The following is a 17417-nucleotide window of genomic DNA, read 5'->3' on the forward strand; positions in this document are numbered from 1 at the left end:
CGCTCCAGACGCCCGCGGCCGGCGCGCGCGGCTCAGGACACGGTGTTGCGCGGCACGTCCCGGAATGGCCGGTCGGTGTCGACGCTCGGTTCCTTCGGCATGCGCAGCACGCGCTCGGCGATGATGTTGCGCTGGATCTCGTCGGTGCCACCGGCGATCGACACCGCCGGCACCGAGACCAGGATCTCGGCGATGACGCCGTCCATCGGGCTGTCCTCTCCGGTCAGCATCGAATCGGCGCCCGAAAGCAGCGTGTGCACCCGCGCCGCCGAACGCGCCACATGGCTGGCCACCAGCTTGCCGAGCGAGCCTTCCGGGCCCGGCGGCCGGCCGAGCGCCTGCGCCGCGCGCGCGCGCCGCGCCGTCCACTCCGCCGCCTTCGACATCGTGAACAGCTTCGCGATCTCCTGCCGCGCCACCGGATCGTCGAGCTTGCCGGCGGCCCGGGCGCGCTCCATGACGAGGTCGACGCGGCCGGCGCGCTGCGGATACCACTTGTAGGGCTCCATCGTCGTCGCGATCTCGACGCGCTCCTCGTCGTAGGCGCGGCCCTTCCGCTCGCCGCCCATCCTTCCGCCGCGCAGCCCGTCGGCGCCGCGGCGTTCGTTCATCAGGGTCGTGGTCGCGACCTCCCACCCTTGCCGACGTCCTCGACCAGGAACTCCGGCTCGACGATGGCGTCGGTGAAGAACACCTGGTTGAACGAGGCGTGCCCGTTCATCTGCCTCAGCGGATGCACCTGCACGCCGGGCTGGCGCATGTTGATGATGAAGTACGACAGGCCCTTGTGCTTGACCGCGTCCCAGTCGGTGCGGGCCAGCAGCAGGCCCCAGTCGGCCTTGTGCGCGCTGGTGTTCCACACCTTCTGGCCGTTGATCACCCAGACGTTGCCCTTGCGCTCGGCGCGCGTGACGGCGCCGGCGAGGTCGGAACCGCTGCCGGGCTCGCTGAAGAGCTGGCACCACGTGTCCTCGCCGGTGAGGATGCGGCGCAGGTACTTCTGCTTATGCAGGTCGGTGCCGTGGGCAAGGATCGTCGCGGCGGCCAGCGTGCGGATGCCGGCCTTGGCGACGCCGATGGCGCCGACGCGGTCGAACTCCTCCTCGATCGCCGGCACGAGCCCGACCGGCAGGCCGCGGCCGTACCATTCCTTCGGCCAGTGGGGCACGCCCCAGCCCGAATCGGCCAGCTTGTTGCGCCACTCCACCAGCCCGAGCGCCGGGTTCCAATTGGCCTCGAGCCAGGCGCGGGCATCGGCGCGGACTGAGTCTTCGGTATGTTCGGTCATCTTCCGCTCCCCCGCCCTCAAGCCGCCCAGTTCCGCATCATCAGCTCGCGATGATGCGTGGCGTCGCCGAGGAACGCCTCCGAGCTCTTCGCCCGCTTGAACCAGAGATGCGTGTCGTTGTCCCAGGTGAAGCCGATGCCGCCGTGGATCTGGATGGCGTGGATCGCCGTCTGGAGATAGGCGTCCGAGGCGCACGCCTTCGCCAGCGACGCGACCGCCGGGAGGTCGTCGTCGCCCTCGTCCACGGCCGCCGCGGCGTAGTACGCCGCCGACTTCGCCAGCTCGACGTCGACCAGCATGTCGGCGGCCTTGTGCTTCAACGACTGGAACGAGGCGATCGGCCGGCCGAACTGCATGCGCATCTTGGCGTAGTCGATGGCCGCCTCGCGCAGCTTCTCGGCGCCACCCGCCATCTCGTTGGCCAGCAGCACCGACGCCTGGATCATCGTCCGCGCGAAGGGCGCCGCGGCGGCGCCGACCTCGCCCAGCGGCGTCGCCACGACGCCATCGAACCGCAGCCGCGCCAGCCGGCGGGTCGCGTCCATCGATTTCAACCGCTTGCGCTCGAGGCCCGCGGCGTCGCCCTGGACGGTGAACAGCGACAACCCCGCCTCGCCGGTCGAGCCGGGCTTGCGCGCCAGCACGACGATCAGGTCGGCCGTGTGCCCGTCGAGGACGAAGCTCTTCACGCCATCCAGCTTGTACGCGCCGCCGGCCTCCGTCGCCGTCGTCGCCACGGCGCCGGCGTCCCAGCGTCCGTCATCCTCGGTGAACGCCAGGGTCGCGATGGTGTCGCCGGCGGCGATTCCCGGCAGCAGATCGGCCTTCTGGGCCTCGGTGCCGGCGTTGAGGACCGCGTTGGTCGCGAGCGCCGCGGTGGCGAAATACGGCGCGCACAGCAGCGCCCGGCCCGCCTCCTCCATCACGATCGCCAGTTCGGCGCAGCCGAACCCCTGGCCGCCATAGGCCTCGGGGATATGGACAGCGGTCAGGCCAAGCTCCTGGTTGAGCTTTTTCCAACCTTCGCGCTCCCAGCCGGCGTCGGTCTCGATCAGGCGTCTGACCTCCGTGGTCGGCGACCGGCCTTCCAGGAACCGGCGGAGCCCCGTCCGGAACTCCTCCTGCTCGCTCGTGAAACTGAACCGCATTCCATTGTCCTCCCGCCGGTCACTCTAGGCCGGATGGATTCGGCTCGGGAAGCCGCCGCGCGGCATGGCGGGGCGCAGCCGACGCATGGCGCGGTCCCGTCCGCTCACCCCTCGGCCAGACGCCGGTCCTCCTCGGTCTGGTACTGCGGCGTCGTGTCCCGCGGCATCCGGGTGTCGCCGCCGTCGGACGCCATCGCCGAGGCGCGCCACGCGCCATCGGAGTCCCAGCTTCCGGGAAGCGCCACCATCGCGCCCGGCGTGGTGACGCCGTGCAGCGCCTCCAGCGCGGCGCGGACGACGCGGTACTGGTCCGCCCGGTCGCGCGGCTTGCCGGCGCTGTGACCGAGCGGATAGTCGACGAACACGGCGCGCGGCGGCGCGCCAGCCTCGAGGATGTCGCGGGCGCTGCCGAGGCAGACCGTCGCGATGCCCCGCGCTTCGAGATGACGTGCGGCCAGACTCACGGTCTGGTGGCAGACCGGTCACATGGGCAAGAGCAGCGCGACGTCCACGCCTTGAGCGACGAACGCCGTCTCGATGGCCGGTATCAGTTCCTCGCGCACCCGTCGCTGCGAGTAGATGCCGCCCATGCACGAGACGAACTCGTCGGCCAGCGCGCCGACCACGTCCTCCTCGCGCAGCCGGCGCAGCGCCCCGACCGGTACGAGGCAGTCCGGATCCCGCCGCGCGTCGACGAGGTAGTTCTCGGTGATGTGCGCGAAGCGCAGGCGCGCCGGGTCGACGTCGGCCGGAACCAGCCGGATCGACGCGTCGTCCTTGTAGTGGAACGCCTTCTGGCCGGCGACGTAGCAGCCCGACGTCGTCAGCACGCCCAGCCGCGATTCGGCGAGCGGCTTGCGCGGCGATGTGAGCGTCGGCTCGTCATCGGCGGCGTACCATCGGTACGGCGCGTAGCCCAGACTTGCGTAGCGCCTCGTGATCGCGTCGATATAGCGGACGCCGTCACCCGTGCCCTCCATTGAACCCTCCTGCGAAACAACCCGTCGGCCGGCCGGTTCGACATATACACCACCGGGCGAATGGACGTATGGTGTCGGCGCGCCGACGAACATTCGATGCCGGCGCGACGCGACCGGAGCGACCCGCGAGGATAGCGGCCCGTTCCCAGCGTTTATTCCAGAGACGTGCAGACGACGGCCCCGCCGACGGCGCCCGCGGATCGCATCCGTGGCGCGGCACGCGCGCGCGCCGGTCCATCGTCCCGTCGGTATCCCGCAGGAGAGCCCTATGGCGAGCACCAAAACCACCACGAGCATGTGGAACACGCATAAGCCCCGCATCTACGCCCTGGCCGTCGGCCTGGTCGCCGGCCCCCTGATCAGCAACATGCTCGGCTGGCAGGTCACGGCGAGCGCCGCCAAGGCGCAGACCGCCAAGGGCCTCGTCGAGCAGCACGCCACCTACTGCGCGGCGCGCGCCCGCGCCGAGGTGCCCGAAACGGCAAAGTTGGACTGGAACGCGCGCGACGCGCTCGCCAAGAAGTGGGCCAAGCTGCCGGGCGCCACCGAGGAGCCCAGCTACGACGTGACGAGCACCTGCGCCCAGAAGCTCGCGGGCTAAGCGACGGCGCTCGCCGGCCGCCGGTCGACGCCGGCGGCCGGCGTGGCGCGCTTCGTAGCGCGAGGGCGCCTTGCGGAGCGAAATCCGCACGCCCGGTACGCGGTCGGCGCCGCCTTCCGTCCCCGTTCAGCCTTGGCGTTTGCCCGCCGGCTGGCATAATCGCGCCGCCGCGGCGTCGCCGCGCGACCGACGGGCGACGGGAGACGCGGAATGACGGACGCCGAGTTTGAACAGGCCATCGCCGCGCTCGCGCCGTGGATCGGCCGCAAGCGTATCGTCGAGGACGAGATCGGCCTGACGGCGGTGCGGCGGATCGCGGGCATGCTCGACCTCGACCCGGACTCCTTCAAGGCCGGCACGACGCTGCCGCCGCACTGGTTCACGATGTTCTTCGCCGACATCGCGAAGCAGTCGCAGATCGGGCCGGACGGCCACGCCGTGAAGGGTCTGTTCCTGCCGCCGATCCCGCTGCCGCGCCGGATGGGGGCCGGCCGCCGCGTCCGCGTCGACGGCCGGCTGCGCGCCGCCGAGCCGGCTCGCAAGATCGCCGAGGCGATCGCGATCACCCCGAAGATCGGACGCAGCGGCCGCATCGCCGTGCTGACCATGCGGCACACCATCGAGGCCGGCGGACGGACGATCGCCGTCGACGAGTTCGACGCGATCTACCGCGACGCCGTGCCGGCCGGTCAGAAGACCACGGCGACGGTGCCGACCCCCGCGCCCGACGACCACGAGTGGGAGGACGCGGTCGAGCTGTCGGAGGTCCTCGTGTTCCGCTACTCGGCGGTCACGTGGAACGCGCACCGCATCCACTACGACGCCGACTACACGCGCGGCGACGAGGGCTACGCCCACACGGTGCAGAACGGCGGCCTGACGATGCAGCTCATGGTCGACGCCGCGCTCAAGCGCGCGCCCGGCGAGCTGCGCGCCTACACCACGCGGCTGACCCTGCCGCTGTGGGTCGGCGACACCGCGCGGTTCCGCGGCAAGAGGACCGGCGACGGCCGCGTGAAGGTCTGGGTGGCCGACAAGAACGGCCACCTCAACGGCGAGATGGATCTGGAGTTCGCGACGTGACGGGCGGACCGCTCGACGGCGTCCGCGTCGTCGACCTGACGACGGTCGTGGTCGGCCCGATCTGCACGCGCACGCTGGCCGACCAGGGCGCCGACGTCGTCAAGGTCGAGGCGCCCGGCGGCGACCTGCTGCGCACCATGGCGCACGGCAGCCGCAACCCCGGCATGTCCGGCAAGTTCATCAATTTCAACCGCAACAAGCGCTCGATCGCGCTCGACCTGAAGACCGACGGCGGCCTCGGGGCGATGCGGCGCCTGGTCGCGCGCGCCGACGTGTTCGTCAGCAACGTCCGGCCCGAGGCGCTGGCGCGCGCCGGTCTCGACCACGCCGGCCTCGCGAAGGACAATCCCCGGCTGATCCATTGCTCGATCCTCGCCTTCGGCCGCGGCGGCCGCTACTACAACCGCCCGGCCTACGATCCGATCGTGCAGAGCCTGTCCGGAGTCGCCGGCACCTTCGAGCGCGCGACCGGCGAGCCGCGCTTCGTGCCGATGGTGATGACCGACCACACGACCGGCCTCATCGCGGCTCAGGCGATCGGCTTCGCCCTCTACCGCCGGGAGAAGACCGGCGTCGGCGAAGCCATCGACGTGCCCATGTTCGAGAACATGGCCTCGTTCGTGATGAGCGAGCACCTCGCCGCCGCCACGTTCGACCCGCCCGTCGGGCCGACCGGCGACGGGCGGCTGCTGAGCCCCGACTACCGCCCGCTGCCGACGCTCGACGGCTACATCACCGTCGGACCCAACACCAATCCGCAGGCCTTCGCGTTCTTCGACGCCATCGGCCGGCCCGAGCTCAAGACCGATCCGCGCTTCGACAGCGCCGCGGCGCGCACCGCCAACGCCGCCGCCTACTTCAAGGTCCGCATGGAGGGACTGGCGAAGCGGACCACCGCCGAATGGCTCGAGGTCTTCGAGCGGCTCGACGTGCCGGCGGCGCGCTACAACTCGATCGACGACCTGCTGACCGACCCGCACCTAGCCGATATCGAGTTCTTCCGGCCGGAGGAGCATCCCAGCGAGGGCCGCATCCGGCGCACCCGCGTCGCCAACCGCTTCAGCGGCGGCATGCGGGTCGACGAGGGCCACGCGCCGCGGCTGGGCGAGCACACGCGCGAGATCCTCGCCGAGGCGGGCTACGCCGGCGCCGAGATCGACCGGCTGATCGCCGATGGCGCCGCCCGCGCCGCCTGAGCCCCCGACCGGAGAGCACGCCATGTCCGCCGATCCGCGCCCGTCGACCTGGCGCTCCCTGATGTTCGTGCCGGCGACGGCCGAGCGCTTCGTCGCCAAGGCGCACACCCGCGGCGCCGATGTCGTCATCCTCGATCTCGAGGATTCGATCCCGCCGGCCGGAAAGGACGCCGCGCGCGCCGCGCTCGCCGGGGCGGTCGCCACCGTCGGCCAGGCCGGGGCCGAGGTCTGCGTGCGGATCAACCGGCCGCTCGAACTGGCGGTGCCGGACATCGCCGCCGCGATCATGCCGGCGGTCGGGGCGCTGATGCTGCCCAAGGTGATGGGGCCGGAGCACGTGAAGCTGCTGTCCGAGGTCGTGGCGGCGCGCGAGGCGGCCGTCGGCGTCCCCGTCGGCCGCACGCGCTTCATCGGCATCGTCGAGACGCCGCAGGCGCTGCCGCAGCTCTACGCCATCGCCGGCGCCGATCCGCGCATGGCGGCGCTGGGCATCGGCTCGGAGGATTTCTCGACCGAGATCGAGGCCGTGCCGGGCGCCGACAGCCTCTACGTCTATTCGATGATGGCGGTGGCGGCGGCGCGGTCGGCCGGCATCCAGCCGCTGGGCTCGGTCGGCCGCTTCGCGGATTTCAGCGACCTCGACGGCTACCGCGCGGGACTCAAGCGCTCGCGCGGCCTGGGCTTCACCTGCACCGCCTGCATCCATCCCGCCCATGTGCCGATCATCAACGAGGAGTACGGCGTGGAGCCCGCCGACGCCGACCGCGCGCGACGACTGATCGCGGCGTTCGACGACGGTGTGGCGAAGGGTCTGGGCGCCGTCGCCTTCGAGGGCGCGATGATCGACCTGCCGGTGGTCGAGCGCGCCCGGCGCCTGCTGGCGCGCGTACGCCCCTCCTGACCGCAGCCGGATCCACGACCGACCATCGAGAGAGCCATGAAATTCGGAATCTTCTACGAGCACCAGCTGCCGCGTCCGTGGACGGAGGGCGCCGAGCAGCGCTTGTTCCAGGAGGCGCTCGACCAGATCGAGCTCGCCGACCGCTTGGGTATCGATTACGCATGGGAGGTCGAGCACCACTTCCTGGAGGAGTATTCGCACTCCTCGGCGCCGGAGGTGTTCCTCGCGGCGTGCTCGCAGCGGACGAAGCGCATCCGCCTCGGCCACGGCATCGTGCTGATGCCGCCGAAATACAACCATCCCGCCCGCGTCGCCGAGCGCGTCGCCACGCTCGACCTGGTGTCGAACGGACGTGTCGAGTTCGGCACGGGCGAGAGCGCCTCGCTGATGGAGCTCGGCGGCTTCGGCGTCGGCCTCGACGTCGCGGAGAAACGCCGGATGTGGACGGAGTCCGTCGAGCAGTGCCTCGACATGATGGCGTTGTCGCCCTACCCCGGCTTCAAGGGCGAGTTCTTCGAGATGCCCTGCCGAAACGTGCTGCCCAAGCCGGTCCAACGGCCGCACCCGCCGGTCTGGGTCGCGTGCTCCAACCGCGAGACCATCCACATGGCGGCGCGGCTGGGCATCGGCGCGCTGACCTTCGCCTTCGTCGATCCGCGCGAGGCGAAACAGTGGGTCGACGATTACTACCGCATCTTCAAGGAGGAATGCGTCCCGATCGGCCACGCGGTCAATCCGAACGTGGCGATGGTGACGGGGTTCTCGATCCATCCCGACGCCGAGGAGGCGCGCCGGCGCGGCGAGGACGGGCTGCGCTTCTTCCGCTACGGACTGGCGCACCACTACATCTTCGGCGAGCACAAACCCGGTCGCACCGACATATGGGCGAACTTCGAGAAGGCCCGCCACGCCCTGCCGCCGGCCGGTCCGGAGCACGGCATCGGCACGCCCGAGCAACTTCGCGTCCACCTCCGCCATTTCGAGGAGTCCGGCGTCGACCAGGCCGTGTTCATCCAGCAGGGCGGCCGCAACCGGCACGACCACATCTGCCAGTCGCTGGAGCTGTTCGCGCGCGAGGTCCTGCCGGAGTTCAAGGCGCGCGAGGCCGCACGCGCCGCGGCGAAGGCCGAGGCGCTGGCCCCGTACGTCGCCAAGGCGTTGGCGCGCAGGAAGCCCCGCCCACCGCTGGCCGACGCCGACATCCCGGTCTACGTCGCGCTGGGACGCCGGATCGCGGAGAGCGGCGGCGGCACGGAGCGCCAGCGCCAGAACGCCAAGGCATGGGAGGACGCGGCCAAGGTGACGCTCGCCGACCCGGCGCGGCACGGACCCGCGGGCGCCGCAGAATAGAGACCGCCCGACGACGGGCCATCAGGAGGAAGCGACATGGATCCGTTTGAAATCAAAGGCAAGGTCGCGGTCGTCACCGGCGGCAACGGCGGCATCGGCCTCGGCATGGCGCGCGGCCTGGCCCGTGCCGGCGCCGCCATCGTCGTGGCGGCGCGCGACGCCGCGAAATCCGAGGCGGCGGTGAAGGAGCTGCGCGGGCTGGGCGTCGAGGCCGGCTTCGTCGCGGTCGACGTGCGCGACGAGGCCTCCGTCCGGGCGATGGTGGCGGAGACGGTCCGCCGCCACGGCAGGCTCGACATCCTGATCAACAACGCCGGCATCAACGTGCGCAAGCCCCCGCAGGAGCTGTCGCTGTCGGAGTGGAACGACGTGATCGCGACGAACCTGACCAGCGCCTACCTGTGCAGCCACGCCGCCTATCCGGAACTCAAGAAGACCGGCGCCGGCAAGGTCGTGAACATCGGCTCGATGATGTCGATCTTCGGCGCGCCGTTCACGCCGGCCTACGCCGCCAGCAAGGGCGGCATCGTGCAGTTCACGCGCGTCTGCGCCACGGCCTGGGCGCGCGACAACATCCAGGTCAACGCCGTCCTGCCGGGCTGGATCGAGACGGCCCTGACGACGAGGGCGCGCCAGGAAGTGCCCGGCCTGCACGAGCGCGTGCTGGCGCGGACGCCGGCGGGCCGCTGGGGCACGCCCGACGACCACGCCGGCATCGCGGTGTTCCTGTGCTCGAAGGCGTCCGACTTCGTCACCGGGACGGCGATCCCGGTGGATGGCGGCTTCTCGATCTCGGGATAGTTCCGTCGATGGCGGATGGGCGCGCCTCAGCGGCGCGCCGCCGCCGGCCGCGGGAAGTATTCAGGATTGGCCCGGATCGACTCCGTGCGGACCTCCGGCGTGGCCGAGCGCAGCCGCCCGAAGTAGATGAGATAGCGCTGCACGCTGGGCTCGTCCAAATCGGCGCGCAGCCAGCGCGCGGCGTTCGCCATATCGCCCTGCAGGCCGTAGGCCAACGCCAGGTTGCCGCGCGTCCGCGGCGTGCCACCAGCTCCACCCACGGCGCCGGTCAGCGGCGACAGCGTCGCGATCGCGGCGGCGTAGTCGCCGGACACCGCCTGCGACAGCCCGAGGTTGTTGCGCGCCGAGACATAGCCCTGGTCGCGCTCCAGCGCCGCCTGATACTTGCCTTGCGCCTCGGCGTGGCGCCCGAGCAGGTCGAGCGCGACGCCGGCGCCGTTCAGGGCGCGGATGTCGGTCGGATCCATCGTCGTCGCGAGGTCGAACTGGGCCAGCGCCAGCGCCGGCTGGTCCATCGCGATCAGCGCGGCGCCGAGGCCGCGCAGCGCCTCGCCATTGCCCGGCTTCAGCTTGAGCGCTTCCTGGAACGCGGCGGCGGCCTCGGCGTTGCCGCCGGCGGCCAGCATCGACTGCCCGATCCGGATCGGCGGATCGGGCGACTTGGGATTGAGCGCCTGGGCCTTGCGGTAGACGTTGACGGCGCCCATCGGATCGTCGTTGGCACGCTGGCCGTCACCGATCCGCATCAGCGAGTCGTAGTTCTCCAGTCCCGCGCCGGGTGTATCCCAGGACGAGCAGGCGGTCGCCACCATCAAGGTCAAGAAGGCGGCCGCCAAGCGCGCGCGACGCATACTGAATTGCACGATCCTACGCCCTCCGCGACCAGCCCCCGAGGTGACGGCAAGTCTCAGAACGACCACTCTCAAGGCGTATGATTACAAGATATTGGGGAAAGTCACAACGATATTCCCCCATTTGGGGGCATCCTGGGGGAGTGGCCCCGGCCACACCCTAGGAGGTCGGCGGCATCGGCACCCGGGTCACGGCGCTCAGGGGAAGCGTGGTGCTGGGCAGCATGTTGCTCAGAAGATTGAACGTCGCGGTCGCCGTGATCTTCTTGAACGTCGTCGTGCCGACCGTCTCGTTGACGACGACGACGGTGACCGACGTGGTGGGAATGCCGGTGACGTTGTTGCGCACTTGGGTGGTGATCGTGCTTGACGACGCGGTCGGATTGAGGACGTGGTAGCGCCCCGCCTCGTACACGGCGTTCTGCAGGTTCGACCGGACATAGAAGAACCGGCCGAACTCGACGATGCCGACCAGGGCCGCGATGACGATCGGGGCCGTCAGCGCGAACTCGATCGCGGTGACGCCGCGGAGGTCGGCGGAGAGACGGCTGAGGATGTTGCGCACGGGACGCCTCACGAGGTCGGGACGCTGACGGCGGTCGAGACCCTGATGATGGCCGGCCTGTATCCGACCAGCATCGAGCCGATCACCAATGGCGGCTGGCTGGCGGTCAGGAGGATCAGCTTGCGGGCGACGCCGGTCGAACAGGTGCCGATCGGCGGGCCGCAGGACACGGTGGTTCCGTTGTTGCACTCGCAAGCGAAGGTCGGCGTCGACACCGTGGCGCCGTGTCCGGCCGGCAGCGCCGCCTCGACCACCGCCTTGATGCCGTTGAGATCGTTGGGGTTGTTCATGGCGTACTGCGTGGCGGCCGATAGCGCCGCCTGCAGATTGTGCTTACGGCCGATATTGAGGCCATATTCGCCGACGACGGCCAGCGCCAAGGCCAGCACCGGGATGACGAACGCCGATTCGAGGATCGAGATGCCGCGCTGGTCGGAGCGGAGGCGGCGGAGTGTTCGAAGCACGAAGGACACGGGCACCATCCTTGAAAGACACCATTCCGGACCTTGTCGAACGACCTGCCGTCGGCGCGCTGGCACCACGTACGGCCGGCAGACCTCTCGGTCGTCGGCGTTCGATGCCTCACGCGCCGTCGACGGCATGGCCGGCGACGCAAACTCAAAGTCGAGCACGAGACGGGTTGACGGAGATTACGCTCCATCCGATTTGAACAACGATTTGATTTTGCTAATGAATCTTAAAATACTTCATCAATACTATCAAACACAGTCAATTTGTCAATATTTATCAATATCTTCATCGATAGAACGACTTCGGATTCAAATAGCCACTACATCTTGGCGGTATTGTCGAGGACGCTCAGGATGCCGGGGCCGATAATGACGATGAACAGCGTCGGCAGGATGAACACCATCATCGGCACCGTCATGAGCGCCGGCAGCCGCGCGCCCTTCTCCTCGGCTTTCATCAGGCGTTCGTTGCGGAACTCCGCCGACAGCACCTTGAGCGACTGCGACAGCGGGGTGCCGTATTTCTCGGTCTGCCGCAGCGTGTTCACGAGGCCGTGGATACCCGGCAGATCGACGCGCAGCGCCAGATTGTCGAACGCCATCTGGCGGTCGGGCAGGAACGTCAGCTCGATCGCCGTCATTTGTAGCTCGAAGGCGAAGTCGACCGACAGACCCTGGAGCTCCTTCGACACGCGGGTCAGCGCGGCGTCGAGGCTGAGGCCGGCCTCGACGCAGATCGTCAACAGGTCCAGGCCCTCGGGCAGCGCCTTGTTGATGATCGCGCGGCGCCGCTCGGCGGCGTTCTTGACGTACAGGTCGGGGCCGACGAACCCGATGATGACGCCGCCGAACGCCACGACGGGTTTGACCATGTCCGGCAGCGGCAGGATCTTGAGCACGTAGACGACGACGACCCCGAACAGTCCGAGCACCATCGGCAGGCAGAGCTTCAGGAACAGGTAGTAGACGAGCGCGTCCTTGCCGCGGAAGCCGGCGGCGGCCAGCTTGTCCTGCGCGTTGTCGGACGATTCACCCTTCAGCGCGTTGAACTTGGCCAGCATGTCCCGGATCGCGCCGGTCGACCTCTGGCCGCGCTGGCGGCGCTTGCCGCGCATCATCCCCTCGCGCAGGCGGACACGTCGGCCGTCCAGGGCCTTCATCCGCGTGCCGAAATCCTCGGGCGGCAGCAGCGCGCGCCACGCCGCGATGACGACGGCGGCGGCCATGCAGGCCATCAGCGCGACGATCAGATCCTCGCCGGTGAATCCACCGGGAAGCCGCAGCGCCATCAAGCCTTCCACCGCCCGCCTCCCTCAGATCTCGAAAGTGGCCATGCGCTTCATGATGAAGATGCCGGTGGACATCATGCCGCCGGCGATCAGGAGCATCATCAAGCCGCGGGGGTCCGTGAACAGGGACGAGATGTATTCGGGGTTCATCAGGTAGATCACGCCGCCGATCACGAACGGCAGCGACCCCATGATGATCGACGTGGTGCGCGCCTCGGAACTGAAGGCCTTGATCTTCAGCCTCATCTGGCGCCGGTCGCGCAGCAGCTTGCCGAGGTTGTAGAGCGTCTCGCCGAGGTTGCCGCCGGTCTCGCGCTGGATCGACATGCTGATGATCAGGAAGTTGAACTCCTGCGCGCGGATCGATTCGGCGACCCGCCAGAACGCGTCCTCGAGCGTCACGCCCAGCTTCATCTCGTTCATGATCTGCCGGAACAGCGCGCCGGTCGGATCGCCGACCTCGCGGCTGACCGAGGCGATCGCCTCCTGGATCGGGATGCCCGACCGCAGCGCCCGCACGATCAGATCGATCGCGTCGGGGAACTGCGCGTTGAAGCGCTCGACCCGCTTGTCGCCCATGCGGCCGACCACGATGTGGGGGATGCCGATGCCGGCGGCCGCGCCGATCGCGGGCGCCACCAGCAGCGACAGGCCGATGACGAAGTAGGCGATCGCGGTGACGACGATGCACACGCCGGCGCAGGCCAGCACGTAGTCGCCGACCGAGAAGGTCCGGCCGGTCCGCATCAACCGCGCCGCCAGCAGCTCGCGGTTCGGCAGGTAGCGCCTCACGAGGCGGTCCATCAGCCCGTTGGCGCCTGGAGCGTCGGCCTTGCGGAGCTGCGCGGTCGCCTTCTTGACCTCCTTGAGGCCGGTGCCGCCGAGGCGCTCGGGCAGGCCGGCGAGGCGCTCGCGGGTGCGCCGCCCGTCGGCGTCGGCGACGAACACCATCCACGCGACCGTTGGCACGCCGACGATGAAGCCGACGACCGCCATCAGGACGACGGGATCTGCCTGGGCGATGAATTCGACGAGCTCGCTCACCCCATCGCCTCCATCAAGGTCCGGTCCAGCCCGTAGTACTGGGCCTTCGGCAGGAAGTGCGGCCGCAGGCCCGAGCTCTTGAAGGTGCCCAGCAGCTTGCCGTCCGGCCCCTCCCCCTTGAACTCGTAGGTGAACAGGTCCTGCGTCGTGATGACGTCGCCCTCCATCCCGGTGATCTCCGTGATGTGGGTGAGGCGCCGCATGCCGTCGCGCATACGGCTGATCTGGACGATCAGGTGGACCGCGCCGGCTATCTGGTTGCGCATCGCCTTGTTGGGGATGTTCAGGTTGGCCATCGCCAGCATGTTCTCGAGGCGGGTCAACGCCTCGCGCGGCCGGTTGGCGTGCAGCGTGCCCATCGAGCCGTCGTGGCCGGTGTTCATCGCCTGCAGCAGGTCGACGGCCTCGGCGCCGCGGACCTCGCCGAGGATGATGCGTTCCGGCCGCATTCGCAGGGCGTTCTTCACGAGGTCGCGCATCGAGATCGCGCCGCCGCCCTCGAGGTTGGCCGGCCGCGTCTCCAGGCGCACGACGTGCGGCTGCTGCAGCCGCAGCTCGGCGGCGTCCTCGATCGTCACCACGCGCTCGTCGTGGCCGATCATGCCCGACAGCGCGTTGAGCAGCGTCGTCTTGCCCGAGCCGGTGCCGCCGGAGATCACGACGTTGAGGCGGCAGCGCGATGCGATGCGGAGCACGGTCGCCATCTGCGGCGACATGTTCCCCTGCGTCGCCATCTGCTCGAAGCCGATCGACTTCTTGCTGAACTTGCGGATCGAGACGCTCGCCCCGTCGAGCGCCAGGGGCGGGATGATGATGTTGACGCGGCTGCCGTCGAGCAGGCGGGCGTCGGCGATCGGGCTCGACTCGTCGACCCGGCGCCCGACCTTGCTGACGATGCGGTTGCAGATGTTCATCAGGTGGGCGTTGTCGTCGAACACGACCTCGGTGAGCTCGAGCTTGCCGCGCCGCTCGACGTAGGTCTGCTTGGGGCCGTTGATCAGGATGTCGGTGACCGTCTCGTCGCGGATCAGCGGCTCGATCGGACCGAGCCCCATCATGTCGTCGAGCAGGATGGTGATCAGCTCGGTCTGCTCGGCGCGGTTCAGCTGGATCTTGGCCTCGGTCAGCACGTCGCGCACGAGGTCGTCGAGCTGCAGCTCGAGCTCGTGGCGCGGCAGCTCGGCCGCCGCCGCGACGTCCATGCGCCGCAGGAGGATCGGTTGCAGCGTGCGCTTGGCGGAGTCGATGCGCGCGCGGGTCGCCTGGCGCGCCGGATCGGACGTCGGCATGACCGTGACGTCGGCGGTCAGGGTCTTCTCGGGCTTCTGGCCGGCCGCCGCCGGAGGCGACGCGGGCTGGCGCGGCGGCATCGGCGTCGGGCGCGGCGGCGCGGCAGTGGTGGCGGATGGCGCCGGGCGCGGCGCGGTGGCGGGCGCGGGGGTCGGCGCGGCCGCGGGCGCGGCGGCGCCCAGCAGACGGTTGACGTGGTTGCGCAGCTCGAGCACCGAAAGCGTCACGCCGCCAGCCCGGAAATGGGCCTGAACCGCCTCGCCGGCGACGCGCGCGATTTCGCCCGGCGGTCGTCCCGCCGCGCGCTCGGTGGCGATGCGCTCGCCGGCGGCGGCGTCGAGCGTCGACAGCAGCCGTTCCATCCGCGCGGCGCGGTCGGCGGCGGGATCGGCGGCGGTCGCCGTCTCGGCGCCGGGCACGCGGCGTCCGCCGCGTTCGGCCGCGGCCGGTTCGCCGTCCTGCGGCCCCTTCTTGTTCCCGAGCCCGAACATGGTCTAAGCGCCCTGCGCGGCCGGCCGGGCCGGCGGCGCCTTCGGCTTGCCGCCGAACAGCTTGGCGAAAATGCCCGCGCCCGACGGCGCGCCGCCCTTCCGCGTCTGCGCGCCGTCGCCGATGATCGTCTTGACCAGTGGCTCCAGCGATTTGGCGAGCAGGCCGCGCGCGGCCATGTCGGGGACGGGCTTGCCCGCGCCGATCGCCGAGGCCACCGACTTGTCGTCGAACGCGATGCGGGCGTCGAGCTTCTGCTTCAGGCTCTTCTCGAGCTCGGCGAGCTTCACGGTGGCGCGCTTCGGATCGACGGCGCCGCTGCAGGTCAGCAGCAGCTTGGCCGACGGCGCCACGCTGTGGACGTGGTCCATCAGGCGCATGCCGTCGCGCGCGCCGGCCAGCGACGGCTCGACCACCAGCACGACGTGGGTGGCGGCCTCCAGCGCCTGGCGTTGCAGCACGGGGTCGCCGCGCGGCACGTCGATGACGATCGTGCGGAAGCGGCGCTGGAATTTCGTCATCAGCTGCGAGACGATGCCTTGCTCGTAGCGCGGGGGCTCGCCGGTCGGGGGCGCGTCCTCGGCGCCGAGCGCGAACAGCCGCTCGCCCTTGCGTTGGACGGCCTGGTCGATGAACAGGTTGTCGACGCGCTCCGGCATCGCCAGCGCGTCGCGCAGCGCGTCGGTCGGATCGAGGTCGAGCGCCAGCATGACCGAGCCGAAATGCAGGTCGAGGTCGAGCACCAGCGTCTCGTGCGCCTCCGCCTTGGCCATCATCGCGGCGAGCGAGACGGCGACCGTGGTGCAGCCGACGCCGCCGCGGGCGCCGACGCAGGCGATCACCTTGGCCGGCGTGGCGTCCTGGTCCTGGACGGCGAGCGCGCCGCTGGCGACGAGGCTGAGCTTCTCCTTGGCCTCGCGCAGCTCCCACTCGCGGGCCTTGGCCGCCAGCGCCGCGTCGACCGATTTGCGGACGACGCCGTCGCCGAGCGGACGGACCATGTAGTCGGCCATGCCGGCGCCGAGCAGGTCGCGGTACAGGGTGACGTCGTTGGCGTCGCCGACGCAGATCGCCACGGCGCGGGGCGGCAGCGACATCGCGAGCGCGGCCGCGTCCTCCACCGGCGACGTGGAGTCGGCGATGTCCACGATCACCACGCCCAGGTCGGCGGGCCATTCGGCCACCGCGAGCGCGGCCTGCGTGCCGCCCTCGACCGCGGTCAGCGGCGCATCGGACAGCTCGGCCTCGATGCGCTCGCGGGTGTCGGCGTCCCCGACGAACGCCAGGACCGCGCCGATGGCGGCGGCGTTCGTCGCGTCGGTGTTGCTGTCGGGCATGGCGTTCGGTCCCTCTTCGGTTCGTTCGGGCGCTATTCGGTCGTCGGCCCGCCGCCACCGGCGCCCGGCCCGCCCGGCGCCGCGCCGGCCGCCGACGTGGTCTGCGACACCGGCTGCTTGACCTTGTCGCGATAGACGCGGTCGATCGCGTCGGCGGCGGTGCGGCCGCTCGCCGGGCCCGGCGTGCGGCCGATCTCGAGATCCCGCGGATTGACGATCATGCTGGAGAGGTTGCGCGCCGTGGCGCAGCCGAAATTGCTGTGCGGCGTGTTGTTCGGGTCGTAGCCCGTTGTCTTGCTCCAGTCCGAGCAGTTGTGGGCCCGCGCGATGTAGCGCTCAGCCGATACGACCACGGCGTTGGGCGACACCGCCATGCCGTCGGCCGGAGTCACGGCGACGACGCGCACGCCGGCGCCCTGGACGGCGTCGCGCACGGCGGCGGCGCGCAGCGCCTGCAGGCTCGGCTCCTCGCGCGACGTCACCACGGTGATCGAGGTCAGTTCGGCCGGGCTCTCGCGCGCGAACGCCATGAGCTGGGCCCGCTCGCCGGGTGCCATCGCCGCCTGGCCGGGCGCGAAGGTGACGCCGTGCAGCGCCACCGAGCGGTCCGCGCGGGCGTATTTCGGCGTGTAGGTCGACGCCGCCTCGGGGTTGTCGCCGCAGGCCGCCAGCGCGGCGGCCGCGACGGCGGTGGCGATCAGGTTCCGCAGACTACGCATGCTCATCCTCCGGTC

At 70.3% G+C, this 17417-nt stretch carries 19 protein-coding genes; 6 read left to right on the forward strand and 13 right to left on the reverse strand.

The genetic code is table 11. The features are described 5' to 3' along the window. Positions 1-32: 32 nt before the first annotated feature. The 5 genes from IPK81_01930 to IPK81_01950 all read right to left on the reverse strand — a co-directional run bounded on the left by IPK81_01930 (position 33) and on the right by IPK81_01950 (position 3416). Positions 33-611, reverse strand: a complete 579-nt coding sequence (locus IPK81_01930; protein QQS13049.1) for a hypothetical protein — start codon at positions 609-611, stop codon at positions 33-35. Continuing rightward, entirely contained in the window at positions 611-1288 is a 678-nt protein-coding gene (locus tag IPK81_01935) for an acyl-CoA dehydrogenase family protein (protein QQS13050.1), read from the reverse strand. The genes IPK81_01930 and IPK81_01935 overlap by 1 nt, the downstream gene beginning before the upstream one ends. A 17-nt stretch (positions 1289-1305) precedes the next feature. After that, a complete protein-coding gene (locus IPK81_01940) occupies positions 1306-2436 on the reverse strand; it encodes an acyl-CoA/acyl-ACP dehydrogenase (GenBank protein QQS13051.1) in 1131 nt (376 codons plus the stop codon). A gap of 104 nt (positions 2437-2540) precedes the next feature. Further along, positions 2541-2900, reverse strand: a complete 360-nt coding sequence (locus IPK81_01945) for a hypothetical protein (protein QQS13052.1) — start codon at positions 2898-2900, stop codon at positions 2541-2543. Positions 2901-2918: 18 nt separating this feature from the next. Continuing rightward, positions 2919-3416: a hypothetical protein gene (locus tag IPK81_01950; protein ID QQS13053.1), complete on the reverse strand. Its 498-nt coding sequence runs from the start codon at positions 3414-3416 to the stop codon at positions 2919-2921. 268 nt (positions 3417-3684) lie between these two features. Between IPK81_01950 and IPK81_01955 the strand changes: the two genes are divergently transcribed. From IPK81_01955 to IPK81_01980, 6 genes are all read left to right on the forward strand, one after another. After that, positions 3685-4017, forward strand: coding sequence for a hypothetical protein (locus IPK81_01955; GenBank protein ID QQS13054.1), 333 nt, complete (start codon positions 3685-3687; stop codon positions 4015-4017). Between the two features lie 210 nt (positions 4018-4227). Further along, positions 4228-5100: a hypothetical protein gene (locus IPK81_01960; protein QQS13055.1), complete on the forward strand. Its 873-nt coding sequence runs from the start codon at positions 4228-4230 to the stop codon at positions 5098-5100. Next, positions 5097-6296, forward strand: coding sequence for a CoA transferase (locus IPK81_01965; GenBank protein QQS13056.1), 1200 nt, complete (start codon positions 5097-5099; stop codon positions 6294-6296). The genes IPK81_01960 and IPK81_01965 overlap by 4 nt, the downstream gene beginning before the upstream one ends. 22 nt (positions 6297-6318) lie before the next feature. Next, positions 6319-7197 (forward strand): CoA ester lyase, encoded by an 879-nt coding sequence (locus tag IPK81_01970; GenBank protein ID QQS13057.1) that lies wholly within the window; start codon positions 6319-6321, stop codon positions 7195-7197. Positions 7198-7233: 36 nt separating this feature from the next. After that, positions 7234-8547 carry an LLM class flavin-dependent oxidoreductase gene (locus tag IPK81_01975; protein QQS13058.1) on the forward strand — a complete coding sequence of 438 codons (1314 nt, stop codon included), beginning with the start codon at positions 7234-7236 and terminating at the stop codon, positions 8545-8547. Positions 8548-8583: 36 nt separating this feature from the next. Beyond that, positions 8584-9348 carry a glucose 1-dehydrogenase gene (locus IPK81_01980; protein ID QQS13059.1) on the forward strand — a complete coding sequence of 255 codons (765 nt, stop codon included), beginning with the start codon at positions 8584-8586 and terminating at the stop codon, positions 9346-9348. A gap of 26 nt (positions 9349-9374) precedes the next feature. On the opposite strand, the gene IPK81_01985 is transcribed toward IPK81_01980, so the two are convergent. The 8 genes from IPK81_01985 to IPK81_02020 all read right to left on the reverse strand — a co-directional run bounded on the left by IPK81_01985 (position 9375) and on the right by IPK81_02020 (position 17402). Continuing rightward, positions 9375-10211 (reverse strand): tetratricopeptide repeat protein, encoded by an 837-nt coding sequence (locus IPK81_01985; protein ID QQS13060.1) that lies wholly within the window; start codon positions 10209-10211, stop codon positions 9375-9377. Between the two features lie 148 nt (positions 10212-10359). Then, positions 10360-10764 (reverse strand): pilus assembly protein, encoded by a 405-nt coding sequence (locus IPK81_01990; GenBank protein ID QQS13061.1) that lies wholly within the window; start codon positions 10762-10764, stop codon positions 10360-10362. Positions 10765-10772: 8 nt separating this feature from the next. Beyond that, positions 10773-11237, reverse strand: coding sequence for a hypothetical protein (locus tag IPK81_01995; protein ID QQS13062.1), 465 nt, complete (start codon positions 11235-11237; stop codon positions 10773-10775). 317 nt (positions 11238-11554) lie between these two features. Beyond that, a complete protein-coding gene (locus IPK81_02000; protein QQS13063.1) occupies positions 11555-12535 on the reverse strand; it encodes a type II secretion system F family protein in 981 nt (326 codons plus the stop codon). Between the two features lie 12 nt (positions 12536-12547). After that, positions 12548-13567, reverse strand: coding sequence for a type II secretion system F family protein (locus IPK81_02005; protein QQS13064.1), 1020 nt, complete (start codon positions 13565-13567; stop codon positions 12548-12550). Beyond that, entirely contained in the window at positions 13564-15219 is a 1656-nt protein-coding gene (locus tag IPK81_02010; GenBank protein QQS14923.1) for a CpaF family protein, read from the reverse strand. The genes IPK81_02005 and IPK81_02010 overlap by 4 nt, the downstream gene beginning before the upstream one ends. Positions 15220-15351: 132 nt before the next feature. After that, on the reverse strand, positions 15352-16683 hold the full coding sequence (locus IPK81_02015; GenBank protein ID QQS13065.1) for an AAA family ATPase: 1332 nt from the start codon (positions 16681-16683) through the stop codon (positions 15352-15354). 32 nt (positions 16684-16715) lie between these two features. Continuing rightward, positions 16716-17402, reverse strand: a complete 687-nt coding sequence (locus tag IPK81_02020; GenBank protein ID QQS13066.1) for a hypothetical protein — start codon at positions 17400-17402, stop codon at positions 16716-16718. Positions 17403-17417: the final 15 nt, after the last annotated feature.

It is taken from the genome of Rhodospirillales bacterium, from assembly GCA_016699855.1.
In the GTDB taxonomy this organism is placed as follows: Bacteria; Pseudomonadota; Alphaproteobacteria; order Reyranellales; family Reyranellaceae.